We start from the raw sequence: 17,256 nt of genomic DNA on the forward strand, positions 1-17,256 counted from the left end.
GATACGAGCGTAAGGAGATTCTCATGCGTAGAATCATCGATATTTGCTGGCGACTGTGCAAACAGGTTCCGTTACTGCCGATTACCATTCTGTCCGCGATTCCGTTGGCATTGCTGGGGGAGTGGAAGCCGTGGGGCGAGGCTGCGTGGGATTCGTGGATTTCGCAAGTCGGCGTTGACGGGTTGAGTGCGTTCAATCCGGGCGTTGGGCAGTGGATTGTGATCGCGTTGGTTGCGTACACGATTGTGGTGACGGTACGCGGCATGATCGACGATCTGCGGCACGGGCATGTTGGCGTCGATCTGCTGGCGGTCGTCGCGATTGCGTCGACGGTCGCAGTGCAGGAATATTGGGCCGCATGGGCCGTGGTGCTGATGATCTCGTCAGGCGAGGCGATCGAGGAATTTGCGCAGTCAAAGGCCGAAAGCAACCTGACCGCGCTGATCGACGCGGCACCGCGAACCGCGCACGTGGTCGTGCTGCCCGGTATGCGGGGGCATGTGCACGCGTCGGGCAGCGAGCATACGGCCGACGTGACCGCCGACGGATTTCGTACTGTCAGAGTGTCCGATTCTGGAGAAACGGACAACCAAGACGGTGAAAAGCGTGCTTTTGCGTCTGAATCTCCAGAAACGGACACAAAAGGTGCTTCGCAAACGTATGATGCGGCTGGAGAGCGTTTCGAAACGGTCCCCGTTGATCAGGTACAGCTCGGCGACGTGATCCTGGTGTTGCCCGGCGAAACGGTGCCGGTCGACGGTGAGCTGCTGTCGGGCGTGGCCACGTTGGACCTAAGCAACATCAACGGCGAGCCCGTTCCCCGCGAAGTATATGCGGGCGCTCGCGTGATGTCCGGTGCGGTCAATGGCTCCACAACATTGACCATGCGCGCCACGCAACTTGCGCACGATTCGCAATACCAGAAGATCCTGGAGCTGGTCTCGTCGGCGCAAGAGTCGCGCCCCGCTGTCGTGAAGACCGCGGATATGCTTGCAGTGCCGTTTACCGTGCTTTCGCTTGCGATTGCTGGGATTGCATGGGTGGTTTCCGGATTGCCGCTGCGATTTGCGCAGGTGCTGGTTCTCGCCACTCCTTGCCCGCTGCTGATTGCCGCGCCGGTTGCGTATGTGGCTGGAACAGGGCGCCTTGCCAAAGCGGGAATCCTGATTAAAGCACAGGACGTGTTGGAAAATCTAGGTCGTGTATCGCATATTTTCTTCGATAAAACCGGCACGCTTACCGTCAAGCAACCGCAGGTCGTGCGCGTGGAGAAACCGTTCGGAACGAGTTCGCCGTTCAATGAAGACCATATTCTCATGATGGCCGGTGTGGTGGAAAGTTACTCGGTGCACATTCTGTCGAAAGGTATTGCGGCGGCCGGGCGCAAGGCTATGGACGACTTGTATGCGCGATATGCGTCGGGGCAGCGGTTATGCGCTGAGCGTGATTTGCCTGGGCATGGGCGCGACTATCCGGTGGTGAAGAACATTGTGGAGGATTCAGGTAAAGGTGTTTCCGGCGAAGTGAACGGGCACCGGGTGCGTGTGGGGCGTTTTGCGTATGCGACGGCCGACGAATCCGGATTCATGCCGGTGTTGCATATGCCGAATGCAACGTATCACGTGTCCGATTCTCCAGAATCGGACAACCAGACGGGTGAAATGTACGCGAGGATGTCCGATTCTCCAGAAACGGACATCCAAAGGACTGAAATGCGTGCGTATGTGTCCGATTCTCCAGAATCGGACACTCTTGGAACGCGAGGTGGAGTGTCTGGCGAGGGACGGTCCACGGTTGTAGCCCCATCCGTGTCCGTCGCAGCCGCGCAGACTGCATCCGCCCGCAAGCCTGAAACCGTCGGCTCGCTGTTTGCCCCGCTCGCGCCTGACGAAATGGCCGCATACGTGGCGATCGACGGCAAACTGGCCGCCCGCATCGTGCTTCGCGACGTGCCCCGTGCGAATACGAAACGTTCCTTGGCCCGTCTGCATGAGCTCGGCATCAAGGAACTGTCCATGCTTACCGGCGACAAGGCCGCATCCGCCCGCATCATCGCAAACGAGGTCGGTATCGATGACGTGCAATCCGAGCTGTTCCCTGAAGACAAGGTTGCCGCCGTTAAGAACGCCACCGAATCCATGCGTCAAAACCAGTCTATGCCCGCCCGCATCATACAGCGTATAACCGGCGAATCCAAGAATCGCCAAGTTACCATGATGGTCGGCGACGGCGTCAACGATGCCCCCGTACTTGCGGTCGCCGACATTGGCATGGCCATGACCGACGGCACGTCCACTGCGGCTTCCGAATCCGCGCAGGTGGTCATCATGAATGATGACATCGCCTCTGTGCCGCGTGCCATCGCCATCGCACGTCGTACGAAGAACGTGATGCTTCAGGCGGTGTTGATCGGCCTCGGCCTCGCCATCATCGGCATGGTCGCGGCCGCATTCAACTTGATTCCCGTGGTTGTTGGCGCATTCATGCAGGAGGTGATCGACGTGGTCAGCATTCTGTGGGCGCTCACCGTGCTTTTCGACCGCGGCGAATCCGCCTGATTTGCGAGGAGAGGTGTCATGCGCGGCGCTTTGGGGAAGCGTTTACAACGAGCTTGGCGAGATTTCTCCAGCGATCGATACGCGCATCCACTTGCCAAAGTCGACTCTGGTCACGCCTTGCGACAGCAGGAACATGATTTTCGCATACGTGGCTTCCAGCGTCATATCACCGGATCCGATCGCGCCGGCGCGAGCGATCGCATCGCCCGTCTCGTAATGGCCGAGCAGTACTTCCGCCTGCTGGCATTGCGACGCGATCACAACGGGAACGCCGTCATGCAGCACGTCGGCAATTACGTCGGTCAATCCCGGTTCGTCGCTCGGCACATTGCCGACGCCGTACGCGCGCAACAATACCGCTTCCGGACGCGGTGTAAGCATCGCTTCCAATCGCGCTGCGGAAATGCCGGGCGCCATATCAATCACGGCAACATCATGACGGGAGTAAGGTTGAGGTGACGTCCAGCCGTAACCGGCCGAAGCGGCGTCACCCGCATACCAATGCCATGGCGTGCCCGTACGAGCCAGTGGTCCGACGGAAGGCGCCGAAAATCCTTCAAACGCCCAACTCGACGACTTGCTCACGCGATTGCCGGCAAACAGGTGATGTCCAAAAAACAGTCCCACACCGTGGAATCGTCCGCTCATCGCGGCGTTCAGCGCGCCCGTGACATTCGCAGTGGCATCCGATTCGATTTTGCCGAGCGGATGTTGCGAGCCCGTGAAAATCACCGGCTTGCCGAAATCGGCCAATGCGTACGAAAGCGCGGCGCTCGAATAGCTCATCGTGTCGGTGCCATGCAGCACTACGAACGCGTCGGCATCATCGTGATGCGCACGCAAGTCATCAACCATCGTCTGCCAATTGTCGGGCGTCGCGTTCGATGAGTCGATCAGCGGATCAAGTTCGGTGAACGTGAACAGGCTTGCGTCCATGTGCGCGTCCTCCAGCAGGCGGAACAGCCATCCGCGAGTGTCGGCGCCCGGAATCAGACCGTTCGGAGAGTCGATCATGCCGATGGTACCGCCGGTATATGTGATGTGAATGCGCATTGCCACCTTCTTACGATTGCTTGGTACTTGATAAGTACTTGCTTGCGATTGCGGGATGAGTGAATTCCGATATTCCGGATTCCTGCATCCCGCGATTGTGCGACTACTTGCGATTGTACGTGCGTCTGCCGCGCTCATTGCGTGCGATTAATGCAGACGCACATTGTATTCATCTGGATTCAGCAATATCTGGTTGAATCCAGATGGCTTGCGATTTCGACTACTTGCCCGGCACTTCCGTGGTTTCAAGCACGTCAGGCACGTCGTTGCCATTGTTGTCGAGCATTTCGTCCATCAGATCGCCGTTGATGCGGCCACGCATGTAGAACCAGCCTGCAACCATGGCGATGACCACCACTACGAACATGGCGAGCGTCCAACGGCCGGCGGCGCTGGTGAGATTCGACAGCACGACAACTGCGAAGAAGATAAGCGAAATGTAATTCGTGTATGGAGCGCCCGGCATGTGGTAGTCGGGGCGAATCTCCTCACCGGTCTTCACCTTCTTCAAGAACGCAAGATGTGTGACGAGAATAGCCGCCCATGTTCCGGCAATGCCGATGCCGGCCAGATTCATGACGATCTCAAACGCGTCGGCAGGAAGTACCGCATTCATCACCACGCCGATCAGGCCAAGAGCAGACGTGATGATAATGCCGCCATACGGCACATGATGCTTGTTCATGCGCGCGGCGAACCTCGGACCCGAGCCGGCCACAGCCAGTGAGCGCAGCGTACGGCCAGTGGAATACAAACCAGCGTTCAGGGAGGAAAGCGCCGCGGTGAGCACCACAACCTGAATCACATCTCCGGCATGCGGAATGCCAATGCCGGAGAAGAACGTGACGAACGGAGATTCGTTCGACGAGTAAGCGGTGTATGGCAGCACCAGCGCCATAAGCACTACGGAACCCACGTAAAACACGAAAATACGGATGATCATCGAATTAATAGCCTTCGGCAGCACCTTTTCGGCGTCCTTCGCCTCACCTGCAGCCACGCCAACCATTTCGGTACCGCCGAACGCGAACACTACACCGAGGGTCAGTGCGAACACTGGAGCGATACCATTCGGGAACAGGCCGCCATTGTCGGTGATGTTCGCGACACCGGCATGCGCATCGCCAACCGGAGCGCCCGTGACAATCGCCCAAATCGCAATGACCATGAACGAGATGATCGTAGCCACCTTGATAGCAGCGAACCAGAATTCCGCCTCACCGAACATCTTCACGCTCAGCAGATTCAACACGAACACCAACGCCAACGCGCACAAGGCAATCAGCCATTGAGGCACCCCCTGGAACGCCTTCCAATAGTGGAAATATACGGCGACGGCGGTGATGTCAGCCATAACCGTGACTGACCAGTCCAGGAAGAACAGCCAGCCGGTCACATACGCGCCCTTCTCGCCCAGGAATTCGCGGGCATATGAAACGAACGCGCCCGACGACGGACGGCGAATCGCAAGCTCACCCAACGCACGCACCATCAAGAACGCGAAAATGCCGCACACCGCGTATGCGATCGCAAGACCCGCGCCACCTTGCACAAGACGGCCGCCCGCACCCAAAAACAGGCCGGTGCCAATGGAACCGCCAATCGCAATCATCTGAATATGACGCGGCTTCAAATCCTTCGCATAACCAGCATCGCTTTTATCCTGCTTCTGCGCGGACGACTGCTGCGTCGCGTTTGACGATGTATTGGAGTTACTCATAGTAGTAGTTCTTTTCTCTGATTTCTTTTATTATTTTTGACTGCACGTCGCAATTTTCCGGCGGAAGCTGTTTCGTGAAAGCGGGCCGTATCACCGCCATTATCGCTACCTCTGTGTGGATGCCGCGTACATTATATGGACCGTCCGTTACCGAACGTTGATATTTTGCCCATAGTGCGTCAGCAGTCACGGTCCGTGCCTTTCGTTCGGTGCAAAGATGTCCGATTCTGGAGAAACGAACATTCAAACATGCGTTTTGTTGTCTTGCTTGTCCGTTTCTGGTGAATCGGACAAGCAGATGCATGTTTCGGTATCCCACGTGTCCGATTCTGCAGAATCGGACATCCAAAAACAGAAAACGCTGCGAATGGGACGGGCCTAAAAATCCAAAGGGCGAAACCAGAAGAAAACAAGGCGAAGAAGTCGTAAGAAAGTACGTAAGCACCCCTGTTGCAAATGCAGGGAATGCATTAGGCTAGAGCGCGTGACTGAAACTAATGAACTTCGTATTGCTGTAATCGGCGCCGGCCCTGCAGGCGTCTACTCCTCCGACATTTTCCTGCGCCAGTTGAAGAAGCTCGGCGAGGAGCTTGGCCTCGGTACTGCCGCGCGCATCGACCTGTTCGAAAAGCTGCCGGTGCCGTTCGGTCTGGTGCGCTACGGAGTGGCCCCCGACCACCCGTCCATCAAATTCATCGCGTCGGCGCTCGAAAAGACGCTCGACAACCCCGACATCCACCTGTATTGCGACGTGGAATTCGGCAAGGACGTGACCCTCGACGAGCTGCTTGAGCGTTACGATGCCGTGCTGTTCGCCACCGGTGCCGTTGAGGACAAGCCTCTTGGACTGCCGGGTGCCGACCTGGATGGCGTGTATGGCGCAGCCAAGTTTGTGGAATGGTACGACGGTTATCCGACCGGCGCTCGCGAATGGCCGCTTGAAGCTGAGGAAGTCGCCGTGATCGGCGGCGGCAACGTGGCCATGGATGTGGCGCGCGAACTCATGCGCAATGCCGACGATCTGAAGGAACGCACTGACATTCCAGACAATGTGTACGAGGGCATCAAGGCGAACAAGGCTCGCGTGCTGCACCTGTTCATCCGCCGCGGTGTGGCGCAAGCCAAGTTCTCCGTACAGGAATTGCGTGAGATGGAGAAGCTGCCGGGAGTGCAGCTGATCATTAACGAAGACGATTTCGATTTGGATGAAGACACGATTGAAGAGGCCGGCAAAGACAAGCTGACCCGTCAGATGGTCGAAGAGCTGTTCACGATTCGTGAGATGGCGGAAGACATGGAAGATGACGGTGACGTGGATTACGAGGGTAATACGGCTGATCGCAAGTATTATGTGCACTTCAATTCCGCGCCGGTCGAAGTGCTGGGCGAGGACGGCAAGGTCGTTGGCATTCGCGTGGAGAAGACCGAAACGTCGGCTGACGGCAAGATGAGCCGTACCGGCGAGTTTGAAGAGTATCCGGTGCAGGCCGTGTACCATGCGATCGGCTACAAGCCGGCCACCGCGCCGGGCATCGCGTACGACGAGCGTCACGCGCATCTGGCGAACGCGAACGGTGACGGACGCATCACCACGACCGCTTCGGCCGAGGACGGCGCGCAGGTGCGTGAACGTCTGTATGCCACCGGTTGGGCGAAGCGTGGCCCGGTCGGACTGATTGGCTCCACCAAGTCCGACGCGCTGCTCATCGTCACCAACATGCTGGAGGATCTGTCCAAGGCAGCCGAAGGTGGTCGTGTGGCGGCGGACCGCGATCCGGAATCCATCGACCGTCTGCTGGCCTCCCGTGGAGTCAAGCCGATCGACTTCGCCGGTTGGAAGAAGGTCGACGCGTACGAACGTGCCGACGGTGCGAAGGAAGGTCGCGAGCATAAGAAGGTCATCGACCCGGAGCAGATGCGCGCCCTGGCTCACGCCTAAGGTGGGTGTTTGAAACCCAGTCTGATAGGTTTCAGGCTTCTTTCATGCGTCTTGGGTGTCCGATTCTGGAGAATCGGACACCCGGGGAGAAGCTGAACGTGCGAACTTCCGCAACTGCCCCTAGTCCTTTCCGCAGCCCAGTCTCCAGCGCATATCCAGCAAAAACTCAGACTCCGTTTCTACGCTAGTGACCATGAACGGCAAATTGCAGGTGCATGGCCATTGCAATGGCTTGAAGACAACGCTGTTATTCGCGTTGATGTGGGGCGTCATCATGCTCATTTGGTGGGCGACCGGTGGCAGCCAGCGCACACTTGGTATCTACATTCTCATCGGACTTGGCTCAACGTTCGCATCCTACTGGTTTTCCGACAAACTCGCGATCGCATCCATGCGTGCGCAGGAAGTCAGCGAGCAGGAAGCGCCGGTACTGTACAAAATCGTGCGCGAACTGTCGGCAAAGGCGGGCAAGCCTATGCCACGTATTTATATCGCCCCAACCATGAGTCCCAATGCGTTCGCAACGGGACGCAATGAACGTCATGCGGCGGTCTGCTGCACACAGGGCATTCTGCAGATGCTCAACGAACGTGAGATTCGCGGCGTGCTCGGTCATGAGCTTATGCACGTGTACAATCACGACATCCTGACGTCTGCAATCGCGTCCGCAATGGCGACGGTCATTTCGTATCTAGGCTATTCGCTCATGTATTTCGGTGGTGGCAATTCGCGCGATGATCGTAATGACTCGTCTTCTAATGGTCTTGGATTGCTGGGTGTGCTGTTGAGTACGATTCTTGCGCCAATTGCCGCTTCGCTTATTCAGATGGCGATTTCGCGTACGCGAGAATATGATGCTGACGAAGATGGTTCCATGCTTACGGAAGATCCGGAGGCGCTCGCGTCCGCATTGAATAAGATTTCGAACGGCGCTGAGACGATGCCGATGCAGAAGACTGCTGGTACGCAGTCGGTTGCTGCGATGATGATTGCGAATCCGTTTTCTGCGGAAGGTTTCTCCAAGCTGTTTTCTACGCACCCGCCGACCTCGGATCGCATTGCGCGGCTGATGCAGATGGGGCAGGAGATGCGTCAGCAGGGCGTGCAGTCCGGATATTTGGCCGGTGGCTATGCCACGAGCGGCGTTGCGGCGGCGGATATTCGGCAAGGCGGACGTTCTGCGATGGCTGGTGCCGGTGGTCCGCAATTTGGAACGCAGTATGGGCCCGGGCATGATTCGGGCGGCTCGGCTGGCAGATATTCTCGCGACTATTCGCAGCGGCCGCGCGGCTGAGTCTCCGTGATATTGCGGAAAATTGGTATCGCATGTCGGTCTGTGTCCGCATACGCATCCGTTGCGTGCTAAACTGAAGTTTCGTGCCCAAAAGGCACAGCCTTGCGGATGTAGTTCATCGGTAGAACGAAAGCTTCCCAAGCTTTAGAGGCGGGTTCGACTCCCGTCATCCGCTCCATTCGAAACCCTTGGAATCGTTGGAATTCCAAGGTTTTTTCTATTGCCGTAAAAGACCCGTGAAGTCAACTTCGCGCCGCGCAACTGTCGGTTGCGTCGCAAAATTTGGTTGCGAATCGCAATGCAACCGAAAGATGGTGGCGTGGAACGCGACGCTTATGACAAGCTGTTGCTTGGCAATCGCCAATAATCGCAAGTCGAGGCGATATGGAAACTCGACGAAAGGGCGGACATGAGTTTCAAAGAGAATCTGCAGTATCTGCGCGGTTCGCGCAACATGACGCAGGAACAGCTGGCAATGCTGCTGGGCGTTTCCCGGCAGGCAATTTCGAAATGGGAGTCCGAGAAGGCATACCCCGAAATGGACAAGCTGCTGATGCTTTGCGACATGTTCGGCGTGACGTTGGATGATTTGGTCATGGGCGACGTGCGCGCGTCAGCGGGCTGTGGGGGTGCGGGACGCGTGGACTTGGCTGCTGATACGGATGGTGTGGCCGCGTCGGTTGGGGTGGCTGATGCTGCTGTTGGCGCGGTTCCGGGGGTAATCGGGTTTGCGGCATCGCAGGTCGCAGGAATGTCCGATTCTGGTGAATCGGACGTGAGGGATACGAATCCGAATGTTTGTGCGTCCGTTTCTGGTGAATCGGACGCACAAGGTGCCAAAACCGGTGTTCAATTGTCCGTTTCTGCAGGATCGGACATGCGGGGTGGGCGGCAGGTAGGCTGGAATCCGTGAATACGGATCAGAAACTTCCCGCCGAATCCGCAGGCGAACGCCCCAGTAACCCCCTATTTGGCCATGCCATATCACACGCGGCGACACTCATCGGCCTGTTCGCAATCGTCCTGTGGGGCTTCATGGCCGGCCTCGTGCGACTCGTTTCCGAATCGTTCGGCGCCACGCTCGGCTCGGCGCTCATCTACACTGTCGGCGGCATGCTCCTGCTCATCGTGCGACGGCCGAAACCGATTAGCCAAGCGCCACGCAAGTACCTCGTCGCAGGCGGACTCATGTTCATCGCATACGAGGCGTCGATCTCGCTGTCGATCGGTCTGGCCACAACGAACGCGCAATCTGTGGAAGTCAGCCTCGTCAATTATTTGTGGCCGACGCTGCTGGTACTGATGACCGCCGCCGTGTCGCACAAACGCGGCTCGGTCTCCGAAGCGCTGCCGGGTGCAATCGTAGCCACCGTCGGCGTGGCAATGGCGGTCGGCGGTGAAAACCTTGACGTGCAGGAAGCGGTTGCCAATATCGCCAGCAATCCATTGCCGTACGCGCTCGCGTTCGCAGGTGCCTTTATTTGGGCGATTTACGCGACCGTGACGCCATCGATGTCCGATGGTTACGATGGTACGACGATTTTCTTCTGTTGCGTTGCTGTTGTGCTGTGGATTATCCATTTCGTTTCGGGCGACGGTTTGCCAGCTGTAGCGCCTGGCATCGGCGGCTATATTTCGCTGCTCGCATGTGCCGCGTCGATTGCTGGCGGCTACGCGTGCTGGGGGTATGGCATGCTACATGGCAGTATGGAAACGCTTGCGATCGGTTCGTATGCGACGCCGCTGTTCTCCACTGCTTCCAGCACGCTCCTATTGGGCGTGACGTTGGGCATGCCATTCTGGATCGGTGTCGCGCTGGTGGTAGTCGGCTCGCTGATCAACGTGTGGTTTGCGCGACGCCGCTGATTGTCCGATTCTGGTGAATCGGACGTCTGAGGTGTAATGCGCCCATCTTGGTTGTCCGTTTCTCCCGAATCGGACTTCCAGACCGTGTGCCAGCCGAAACCGATCTAAACCGGCTTAAACCAGCCCGTTCAAATCCACCTCGTCACATCACCTTGGTGGATTCCAGATTGCGGCTCACCCAGTTGTTCAACCGGATCACCGGCTTGCGCAACACCAATCCCAGCAGCAGCGAAGGAATCAGGAACAAGGCGAGATACACCATGTCAAGCAGGTACTCATTGCCGTACGATCCGGCCATCGCGGCGTGCATGGCATCGATGGCGTGCGGGAACGGTAGGAACGGGTAGAGCATTTGGAAGAACTTCGGCAGCGTCTCGATAGGGAACGTACCGCCCGAACCGGCGACCTGCATCACCAGCAGCACCACGGCCACGGCCTTGCCGATATCGCCGAACGACACGGTCAGCGTATATACGATATTCGAGAACACGAGCGCGGCAAGCCACCCCACGGCAAGGAACTGCAGCGCATGATTCGCCTGCACGCCAAGGAAATACATGTCACCCAGGCAAACCAGTGTGCCCTGCAGCAACGCGAGCAGTGCGAAGATCGCGTACCGTCCGAAATACTCGTGGTCGAGGCGCAGTCCCCAACGTGAGGCGTTCCCCGGGCCGGACGGGCCGGCGACGCGCGGCAGCGTGTCGCCCAAGCCCAGCACATGCGCCTTCTCGCGGTCCGAAATTGTCACTTTCAGCATGGCGCACAGGATGATCGCACCCACCCAGATTGACAGGATCGTATAGAACGGCGCCATGGCTGAACCGTAGTTCGCGATCGGGTACACTGAGACGCGATGCAGTGCGACGGGCGCGGAAATCAGCGTGGACAGTGTGGACGCGTTGGCGGTGGCCAGTGCACGTAGTTCGTCCGATTCACCCGAATCGGACGAACTGGCGTCGTTGTCACCGTCGCCACCATCGCTGTTGCCGTCACCGGCGTTCCCGCCCGTCTCCAGCTTCGTGATCAGCTCCTTCACCGTCGCTGCCGACGAGTCGAGTTTCTTCGCGATCGCGCCGAGCGTGGAACGAATGGATGTCACATTCGTCCCCACGTCGCCCGTCACATCGTCCAGATCGTCGGCGGTGCCGCTCAGCTGGGTGATCATGCTGTCGGTTTGGGAGATCAGCGTGCTGACTGTGGAGGCGAGCGCGTCGATTTTCGGCTTGACGTTCGTGGCGTAATCGTCGCGCACATTGCTGATCGACTGCTTCGCGGAGGTGATGCGGTTCAGGATCTCCTTGCGGGAGCGTTCCGCGGCTGCGGTATCCTGCGTGACCTGCGTGGAAGCGTCTTTCAGCTGCTGCGCGAGCTTCTGCGAATCGCCTTTGGCGGCTTCCAGCAGCGTGATCTCTCGGTCGATGGCTTCCAGCAGCGCCTGTTTCGCGGAATCACTGTCCGGTAGTTGTTCCACCGATTCGTGCATGTGGTTGAGGCTTGTGATGTACGTGTCGTACAGCGATTCGCTGCTGGAGACTTGTTCGCTCAACGTTGTCAACTGGCTGGCTGCGGTGTCTGAGTCCTTGCCGAGCGCGTCGAACGCCTTGTTCACCTTGGCAGCTACTTGGTCGAACGCGTCTGACACCTGGTCGAGCGCGGTGTTCACTGAGGAGGTGACGTTCGCACCTGCCGAAGTGAGCGACGTGGCACCTGATTTGCCTTGCTTCAACGCGTTCTGGGCCTGTTTGCCCGCCTTGGTCGCCGAGGCGAGCAGTTTGCCCGTGGAATCCACGATGTCGTTCGCCGAGCCGAGCAGCTGCGAATACGACGTTACCTGCTGCGATGCGCCGCTCAGCGTATCCGCCATGGTGGTGAGATTGCCGTTGAGGTTGCGCATGTATTCGGCCATTTGCGGGCTTTGCGAATAGTGTAGGATGCTTGAGGCCAGGTCGAGTCCGACTTGCGCGATCGTTTTGGCGAAGGTTTTGTCGATTGTGTTGACCACGGTTGTCGCGCCCTGATCGGTGATATGCGGGGCGATCGGGTTGATTTTCTCGTTCAGATAGTACTTGAGCTGCGCGTGTTTGATGTCGGGGGAGAACAGCGTCATCATGTCGGCGCTGAAACCTTTCGGAATTACGATCGCCGCATAGTATTCGCCGGATTTCACCCCGTCGATTGCCTTGTCGCTTTTCACGAACTGCCAGTCCAGCTGGTCGTTGGCGTGCAGTGTGCTGATGATGGTTTCGCCCACGTTGACGCGCACCGGTATGAGATCCGACTTGTAACCCTTGTCGTTATTGGCCACGGCGACCTTCAATGCCTTGGTGTTGCCGTAGGGGTCCCAGCTGGCCGCAATGTTGAACCAGGCGTACAGCGCCGGCACCACCACCAGGCCCATCGAGACGATCACGGCGATCACGTTGCGGGTGGCGTGGCACATGTCCCGCTTGAAGATGCCCCAGATCATTTTCACTGTTCGTTCCCCTCCTCACGCAGACTCCTGCCAGCATTTCCGTCTGTGTTTCCAGCCGCATACTCAGCCGTATACTCAGCCGCATGTTCAGCCGCATGTCCGGCCGCATGTCCGGCCGCATGTCCGGCCGCATGTCCGGCCGCATGTCCGGCCGCATGTCCGGCCGAACCACCATGCGCAGCCGCATACAGCCTCGTATGTATGGCATGCATCGGCTTGTAATGCATGCCCGGCCGGAATAGCAGGTTCTCGTGCAGGATCGCGCTGCGGAACTCTTCCGCACTCATCGCTTCCTTGCCCAGATAATTCGCATACCGTTCGCGCAGATACTCCACCACGATGAGATACGTGTCGATGGCGATGATCGAAATGATCCAACCGAGCAGCATGGCGAGCTTCATGCGCGTGATGAATAGCAACAGCAGGAACACGAACGGCAGTACCGCCAGCGCGAGGAATCCCCAGCGCACCAGGCGCGGGTACAGGCGGAAGAAATGAATCGCCCGTCTGCGGGCGAGTTCGGGGAACTCCTCGGCGATCTGCTGCGCGGTCTCGGTGAGCCGCAACGGTTCCACCGTGCCTTCGTTATGTTCGGTGATCATCAGATCAGTGTCCGCCAGACGGTTGTCGAACAGGCGGTTGAGGTTCAACGCCAGCTTGCGGACGACCAAGCCGATGAACAGCGCCACAGGCAGATACCAGAACAGCGAGAGCATGTCGATCCAATAATGGTTGGCATACATGCCGCCGATCGGCCCGCGCATCGCGTTGATGCCGTAGGTGAACGGTAGGAACGGTTTCAGACGGCGGAAGAATTCCGGCATCATCTCGATGGGGTAGAGGCCTGCCGCGCCCGGAATCTGGATGATCACCAGAATCACGGCGACGGCCTTGCCGATATGCCGGAACGCCACGGCGAGCGCGTAAATGATGTTCACGTAGACGAACGAGGCGAAAATGCCGGCGAGGATGAACAGGAACGGATGCTCGCATTGGATGCCCAGCGCGAGATCGCCGATCGTGGCGATGATCGCCTGCAGAAATCCGACCGTGACGAACAGCAGCCAACGGCCCATATAGCCTTGGCGTGGCGTGTACATGCGGATCTTCTCATCGCGGTCCACTTCAAGCTTGTAGATCGCGACGAGCACGAATCCGCCGACCCACAGCGCAAGATTCGTGTAGAACGGCGTGACCGCGGAACCATAGTTTTTGACCGGGTAGAGGACCTGTTCGTCCAAATGCACCGGCTCGCCCACGAACGAGCCGACCTCGCTCGCGTCAAGTCCGAGCGCTTGGGAAAGCTGCTGGAACATCGCCGAACTGCTCAACGCGGCCACATCGGTGCGCGTGGTGTTGAGCTGTTTGGCGAGATTGGCGAGCTGTGTCTGCGTGCCAGCAATGGTGGTGTTCGTTTGGGTCACGGTGCGCGACAACTGGTCGAGCAGCCCGTTGCCCTGTTCCAGCGTGCTTTGCAGCGTGGTAAGCGTGCCGGACAGCGACCCATTGGCCAGGCTGAGTGTATCGAGCCCGGTGTTGAGATTCGGCATGACCGTGCCGGTGATGGTCGTGCGTGCGCTCGTCATCGACGCCGTGCCGTTCTTCGCCAGCGTGGTGACATCGTCGTTGAACCCGTTCGCGGTGTTCTTCCCCGCGTTGATCGCAGCCGTGGTGTCCTGATCGAAGGCGTCGATGCGCTGCTGCTGGAACGTCAGCTGTTTGCGGGCTTCGGCGAGCTGCGCGGAAAGATCCTTATACGTTTGGCTGTTCGGATCCAGCTGGCTGGCCTGCAACGCCTTCTCCACGCCGTCGAGCACGGTGCCGGTGGTGGTGTTGATGCGATGCATGGTGCTGGACACTTGGTCGAGCGCGTCCTGCGTGGTGTTCAGTCCGCTGAGCACGGTGCCGGTGGCATTGCTCACGTTGACCTGCAGGCCGGACAGTTGCGTGCTGCCGTTGTCGAGCGCTCCGACCAGCGTGTTCGAGAATCGTTCGGTTTGTGTGCGCGTCTCGCTCAGCAAGTCGGACGCCTTGCCGACGGTGTCAAGCGAGTTGGTGATTTCCGAGGCGAGCGCGATGTTGGACTGTTTGGCCGAATCGATGGTGGTGAGGGCCTTGTCGAGCGTGGAACGGGTGTCGCGCAGCTGCTGTTGGACGGTTTCGAGCTGGTTGATGGTGTCGGTCAGATCGTTGATGACGTCGCTTTGCGCGCTTTTCACGCTGCCGGTGGTTTCTCCCGCTGCCTCCTTTACTTCCTTCGCCACGGCGTCGGCCACGCTGGAAACGAAAGTGGTGTTGATCTGCTCGTCGATCGTGGTCGCGCCCGTATCGGTGATTTTCGGCGCGATCGCGTTCAGCTTTTCGTTGATGTAGTACGTGATCGACGGTCGGTCGCCTTTACCGGTGACGGTGCCGATGAGTCTGGAGCTGAAGTCTTCCGGCAGTACGATCGCCGCATAGTATTTGCCGGATTCCACGCCTTCGATGGCTTGCTGCTTGGGAACGAAATGCCAGCCGAGCTGATGGTTCTTCTTAAGCTGGTTGACGGTCTGCTGGCCAGCGTCGAGATGGCCGACCAGCGTGGAGGTTGTGCCCTTGTCCTCGTTCGCCACAGCGACTTGGATGTTGCCCGTGTTCGCGTACGGGTCCCAGTTGGCGAGGATATTGCACCATGCGTACAGTGATGGGATGATAGCCACACCCAGCGTGACGACGAGCGCCACAGGGTTCTTCAGAATGCGTTTCACGTCTCGAAGGAAGATGGCGAAAACCTGGTGCATCAAGCCTCCTCGCGGGTATTGGTCGCAACATCTACGTGCGGCGGCATGCCCGTGCGGGAACACCCGGTTGGGCTCTTCGTCGCGCGATCCGGTGAATATTCTATGACTTCCGATGGAACGATCGCAATGGTTTCGCCATGTTTATTGGTCGGTCCCGCAAGTGTCGGGATATGAGACGAGAACGCTCGGCATATGGCCCTAGTGGGGCGGGCGACCTGGATATGGAGCGGACGGTCGGGAAAACGGAAAGGAAAGATGGCGAATGTTGTCACATGACAAGTGGGATAGGGTTGGGCGATAATGGAGGCATGACTATTGCAACGCCGGAACGTTATGCGCAAATGCTGGACGCCGCACGCCGCGGCGGTTACGCCTATCCCGCGATCAATGTGACCAGCACGCAGACCCTGAACGCCGCACTCCAGGGTTTCGCCGAGGCGGAATCCGATGGCATCATCCAAGTCTCCGTAGGCGGCGCCGCCTACTTCTCCGGGCAACGCGTCAACGACCGCGTCACCGGCTCGCTTGCCTTCGCAGCCTTCGCGCACGAAGTCGCGGCGAAATACCCCAACATCACCATCGCCCTGCACACCGACCACTGCGCCAAACAGTATTTGGACGAATGGGTGCGCCCCCTGCTCGATCATGAAGTCGAACAGGTGAAGCACGGTCAGGAACCGACCTTCCAGTCACACATGTGGGACGGTTCCACAGTGCCGCTGGGTGAAAACCTCGACATCGCAGAAGAACTGCTCGACAAATCCCAAGCCGCGCACACCGTGCTGGAAATCGAAATCGGCGCGGTCGGCGGCGAAGAAGACGGGCACAGCGCCGAAATCAATGACAAACTGTATTCCACGCCCGCGCAAGGCATCGCCGTCGCGCAACGACTCGGCCTCGGCGAGCGCGGACGCTACATGGCCGCCTTCACCTTCGGCAACGTGCACGGCGCATACAAACCAGGCGTGGTGAAACTGCGCCCCGAACTGCTCGACGAAATCCAGACCACGGTCGCGCTCGCGATTAAGGCCGGCGAAATGCCCGACCCCGCGCACTCGCTGGATGTCGCTTCCGGTAAGCCGTTCGCCCTGGTGTTCCACGGCGGTTCCGGCTCCGCGCCGGAGGAGATCGCGCAGGCCGTGAGCTACGGCGTGGTGAAGATGAACATCGACACCGATACGCAGTACGCATTCAGCCGTGCGGTGGCCGGTCACATGTTCTCCAACTATGATTCGGTGCTCAAAATCGATGGCGAGGTGGGCAACAAGAAGATGTACGACCCGCGTTCGTGGGGGCGCGAAGCGGAAAGCGCCATGGCCGCACGCGTGGTGGAGGCTTGCAGGCAGCTTGGCAGCGCGGGCAAGGCGTTGAAGTAGTGTGATGCCGCACGCGCCGTGTAATGCATGCGGCGTGTGCGGCACGATGGGTGTGTCGCGTTGTATGAGACGAAAACGATGGAACTGACTAGTTTCAACGGCCGATCGGTGCATATCCGGCAGATATCCGGTAGAGGGCGCAGGGTAGTCTTTGTAAGGCCTTGGGTAAGGCTTTGAGGCGAAATCGCATACGCGCG

The 17,256-nt window shown here is 58.7% G+C and carries 9 protein-coding genes, 1 tRNA gene and 1 pseudogene; 7 read left to right on the forward strand and 4 right to left on the reverse strand.

Going from position 1 to position 17,256, the window contains the following annotated elements:
- Positions 1-23 precede the first annotated feature (23 nt).
- Positions 24-2,558: an HAD-IC family P-type ATPase gene (locus tag BBPC_RS00250; RefSeq protein WP_004222899.1), complete on the forward strand. Its 2,535-nt coding sequence runs from the start codon at positions 24-26 to the stop codon at positions 2,556-2,558.
- Between the two features lie 42 nt (positions 2,559-2,600).
- On the opposite strand, the gene BBPC_RS00255 is transcribed toward BBPC_RS00250, so the two are convergent.
- Positions 2,601-3,611: an asparaginase gene (locus tag BBPC_RS00255; protein ID WP_004222902.1), complete on the reverse strand. Its 1,011-nt coding sequence runs from the start codon at positions 3,609-3,611 to the stop codon at positions 2,601-2,603.
- Between the two features lie 220 nt (positions 3,612-3,831).
- Positions 3,832-5,331 carry an amino acid permease gene (locus BBPC_RS00260; RefSeq protein ID WP_004222903.1) on the reverse strand — a complete coding sequence of 500 codons (1,500 nt, stop codon included), beginning with the start codon at positions 5,329-5,331 and terminating at the stop codon, positions 3,832-3,834.
- Positions 5,332-5,815: 484 nt separating this feature from the next.
- On the opposite strand from BBPC_RS00260, the gene BBPC_RS00270 reads away from it, so the two are divergent.
- The 5 genes and pseudogenes from BBPC_RS00270 (at position 5,816) to yddG (ending at position 10,430) form a co-directional block, all read left to right on the forward strand.
- Entirely contained in the window at positions 5,816-7,270 is a 1,455-nt protein-coding gene (locus tag BBPC_RS00270) for an FAD-dependent oxidoreductase (RefSeq protein WP_004222909.1), read from the forward strand.
- Between the two features lie 193 nt (positions 7,271-7,463).
- Positions 7,464-8,564: a zinc metalloprotease HtpX gene (gene htpX, locus BBPC_RS00275; protein WP_004222911.1), complete on the forward strand. Its 1,101-nt coding sequence runs from the start codon at positions 7,464-7,466 to the stop codon at positions 8,562-8,564.
- Positions 8,565-8,668: 104 nt separating this feature from the next.
- Positions 8,669-8,742 (forward strand) — tRNA-Gly (locus BBPC_RS00280).
- 231 nt (positions 8,743-8,973) lie between these two features.
- A pseudogene (locus tag BBPC_RS09450) lies at positions 8,974-9,183 on the forward strand (helix-turn-helix transcriptional regulator); the annotation flags it as partial.
- Between the two features lie 290 nt (positions 9,184-9,473).
- Entirely contained in the window at positions 9,474-10,430 is a 957-nt protein-coding gene (gene yddG / locus BBPC_RS00290; protein ID WP_004222922.1) for an aromatic amino acid DMT transporter YddG, read from the forward strand.
- Positions 10,431-10,572: 142 nt separating this feature from the next.
- Here the strand turns inward: yddG and BBPC_RS00295 are convergent, their stop codons facing one another.
- A complete protein-coding gene (locus BBPC_RS00295) occupies positions 10,573-12,897 on the reverse strand; it encodes a YhgE/Pip domain-containing protein (protein WP_004222924.1) in 2,325 nt (774 codons plus the stop codon).
- 2 nt (positions 12,898-12,899) lie between these two features.
- Positions 12,900-15,683: a YhgE/Pip domain-containing protein gene (locus BBPC_RS00300; RefSeq protein WP_004222926.1), complete on the reverse strand. Its 2,784-nt coding sequence runs from the start codon at positions 15,681-15,683 to the stop codon at positions 12,900-12,902.
- 308 nt (positions 15,684-15,991) lie between these two features.
- On the opposite strand from BBPC_RS00300, the gene fbaA reads away from it, so the two are divergent.
- Positions 15,992-17,059, forward strand: a complete 1,068-nt coding sequence (gene fbaA / locus BBPC_RS00305) for a class II fructose-bisphosphate aldolase (protein WP_033524162.1) — start codon at positions 15,992-15,994, stop codon at positions 17,057-17,059.
- The last annotated feature ends 197 nt before the right edge of the window (positions 17,060-17,256 follow it).

This window comes from Bifidobacterium pseudocatenulatum DSM 20438 = JCM 1200 = LMG 10505 (assembly GCF_001025215.1).
Taxonomy (GTDB): domain Bacteria; phylum Actinomycetota; class Actinomycetes; order Actinomycetales; family Bifidobacteriaceae; genus Bifidobacterium; species Bifidobacterium pseudocatenulatum.

Excerpts from the sequence above, each read along its gene's own strand:
- BBPC_RS00250 (WP_004222899.1), top strand. The coding sequence starts at position 24 with ATGCGTAGAATCATCGATATTTGCTGGCGACTGTGCAAACAGGTTCCG.
- BBPC_RS00255 (WP_004222902.1), bottom strand. The coding sequence starts at position 3,611 with ATGCGCATTCACATCACATATACCGGCGGTACCATCGGCATGATCGAC.
- BBPC_RS00260 (WP_004222903.1), bottom strand. The coding sequence starts at position 5,331 with ATGAGTAACTCCAATACATCGTCAAACGCGACGCAGCAGTCGTCCGCG.
- htpX (WP_004222911.1), top strand. The coding sequence starts at position 7,464 with ATGAACGGCAAATTGCAGGTGCATGGCCATTGCAATGGCTTGAAGACA.
- BBPC_RS00295 (WP_004222924.1), bottom strand. The coding sequence starts at position 12,897 with ATGATCTGGGGCATCTTCAAGCGGGACATGTGCCACGCCACCCGCAAC.
- BBPC_RS00300 (WP_004222926.1), bottom strand. The coding sequence starts at position 15,683 with ATGCACCAGGTTTTCGCCATCTTCCTTCGAGACGTGAAACGCATTCTG.
- fbaA (WP_033524162.1), top strand. The coding sequence starts at position 15,992 with ATGACTATTGCAACGCCGGAACGTTATGCGCAAATGCTGGACGCCGCA.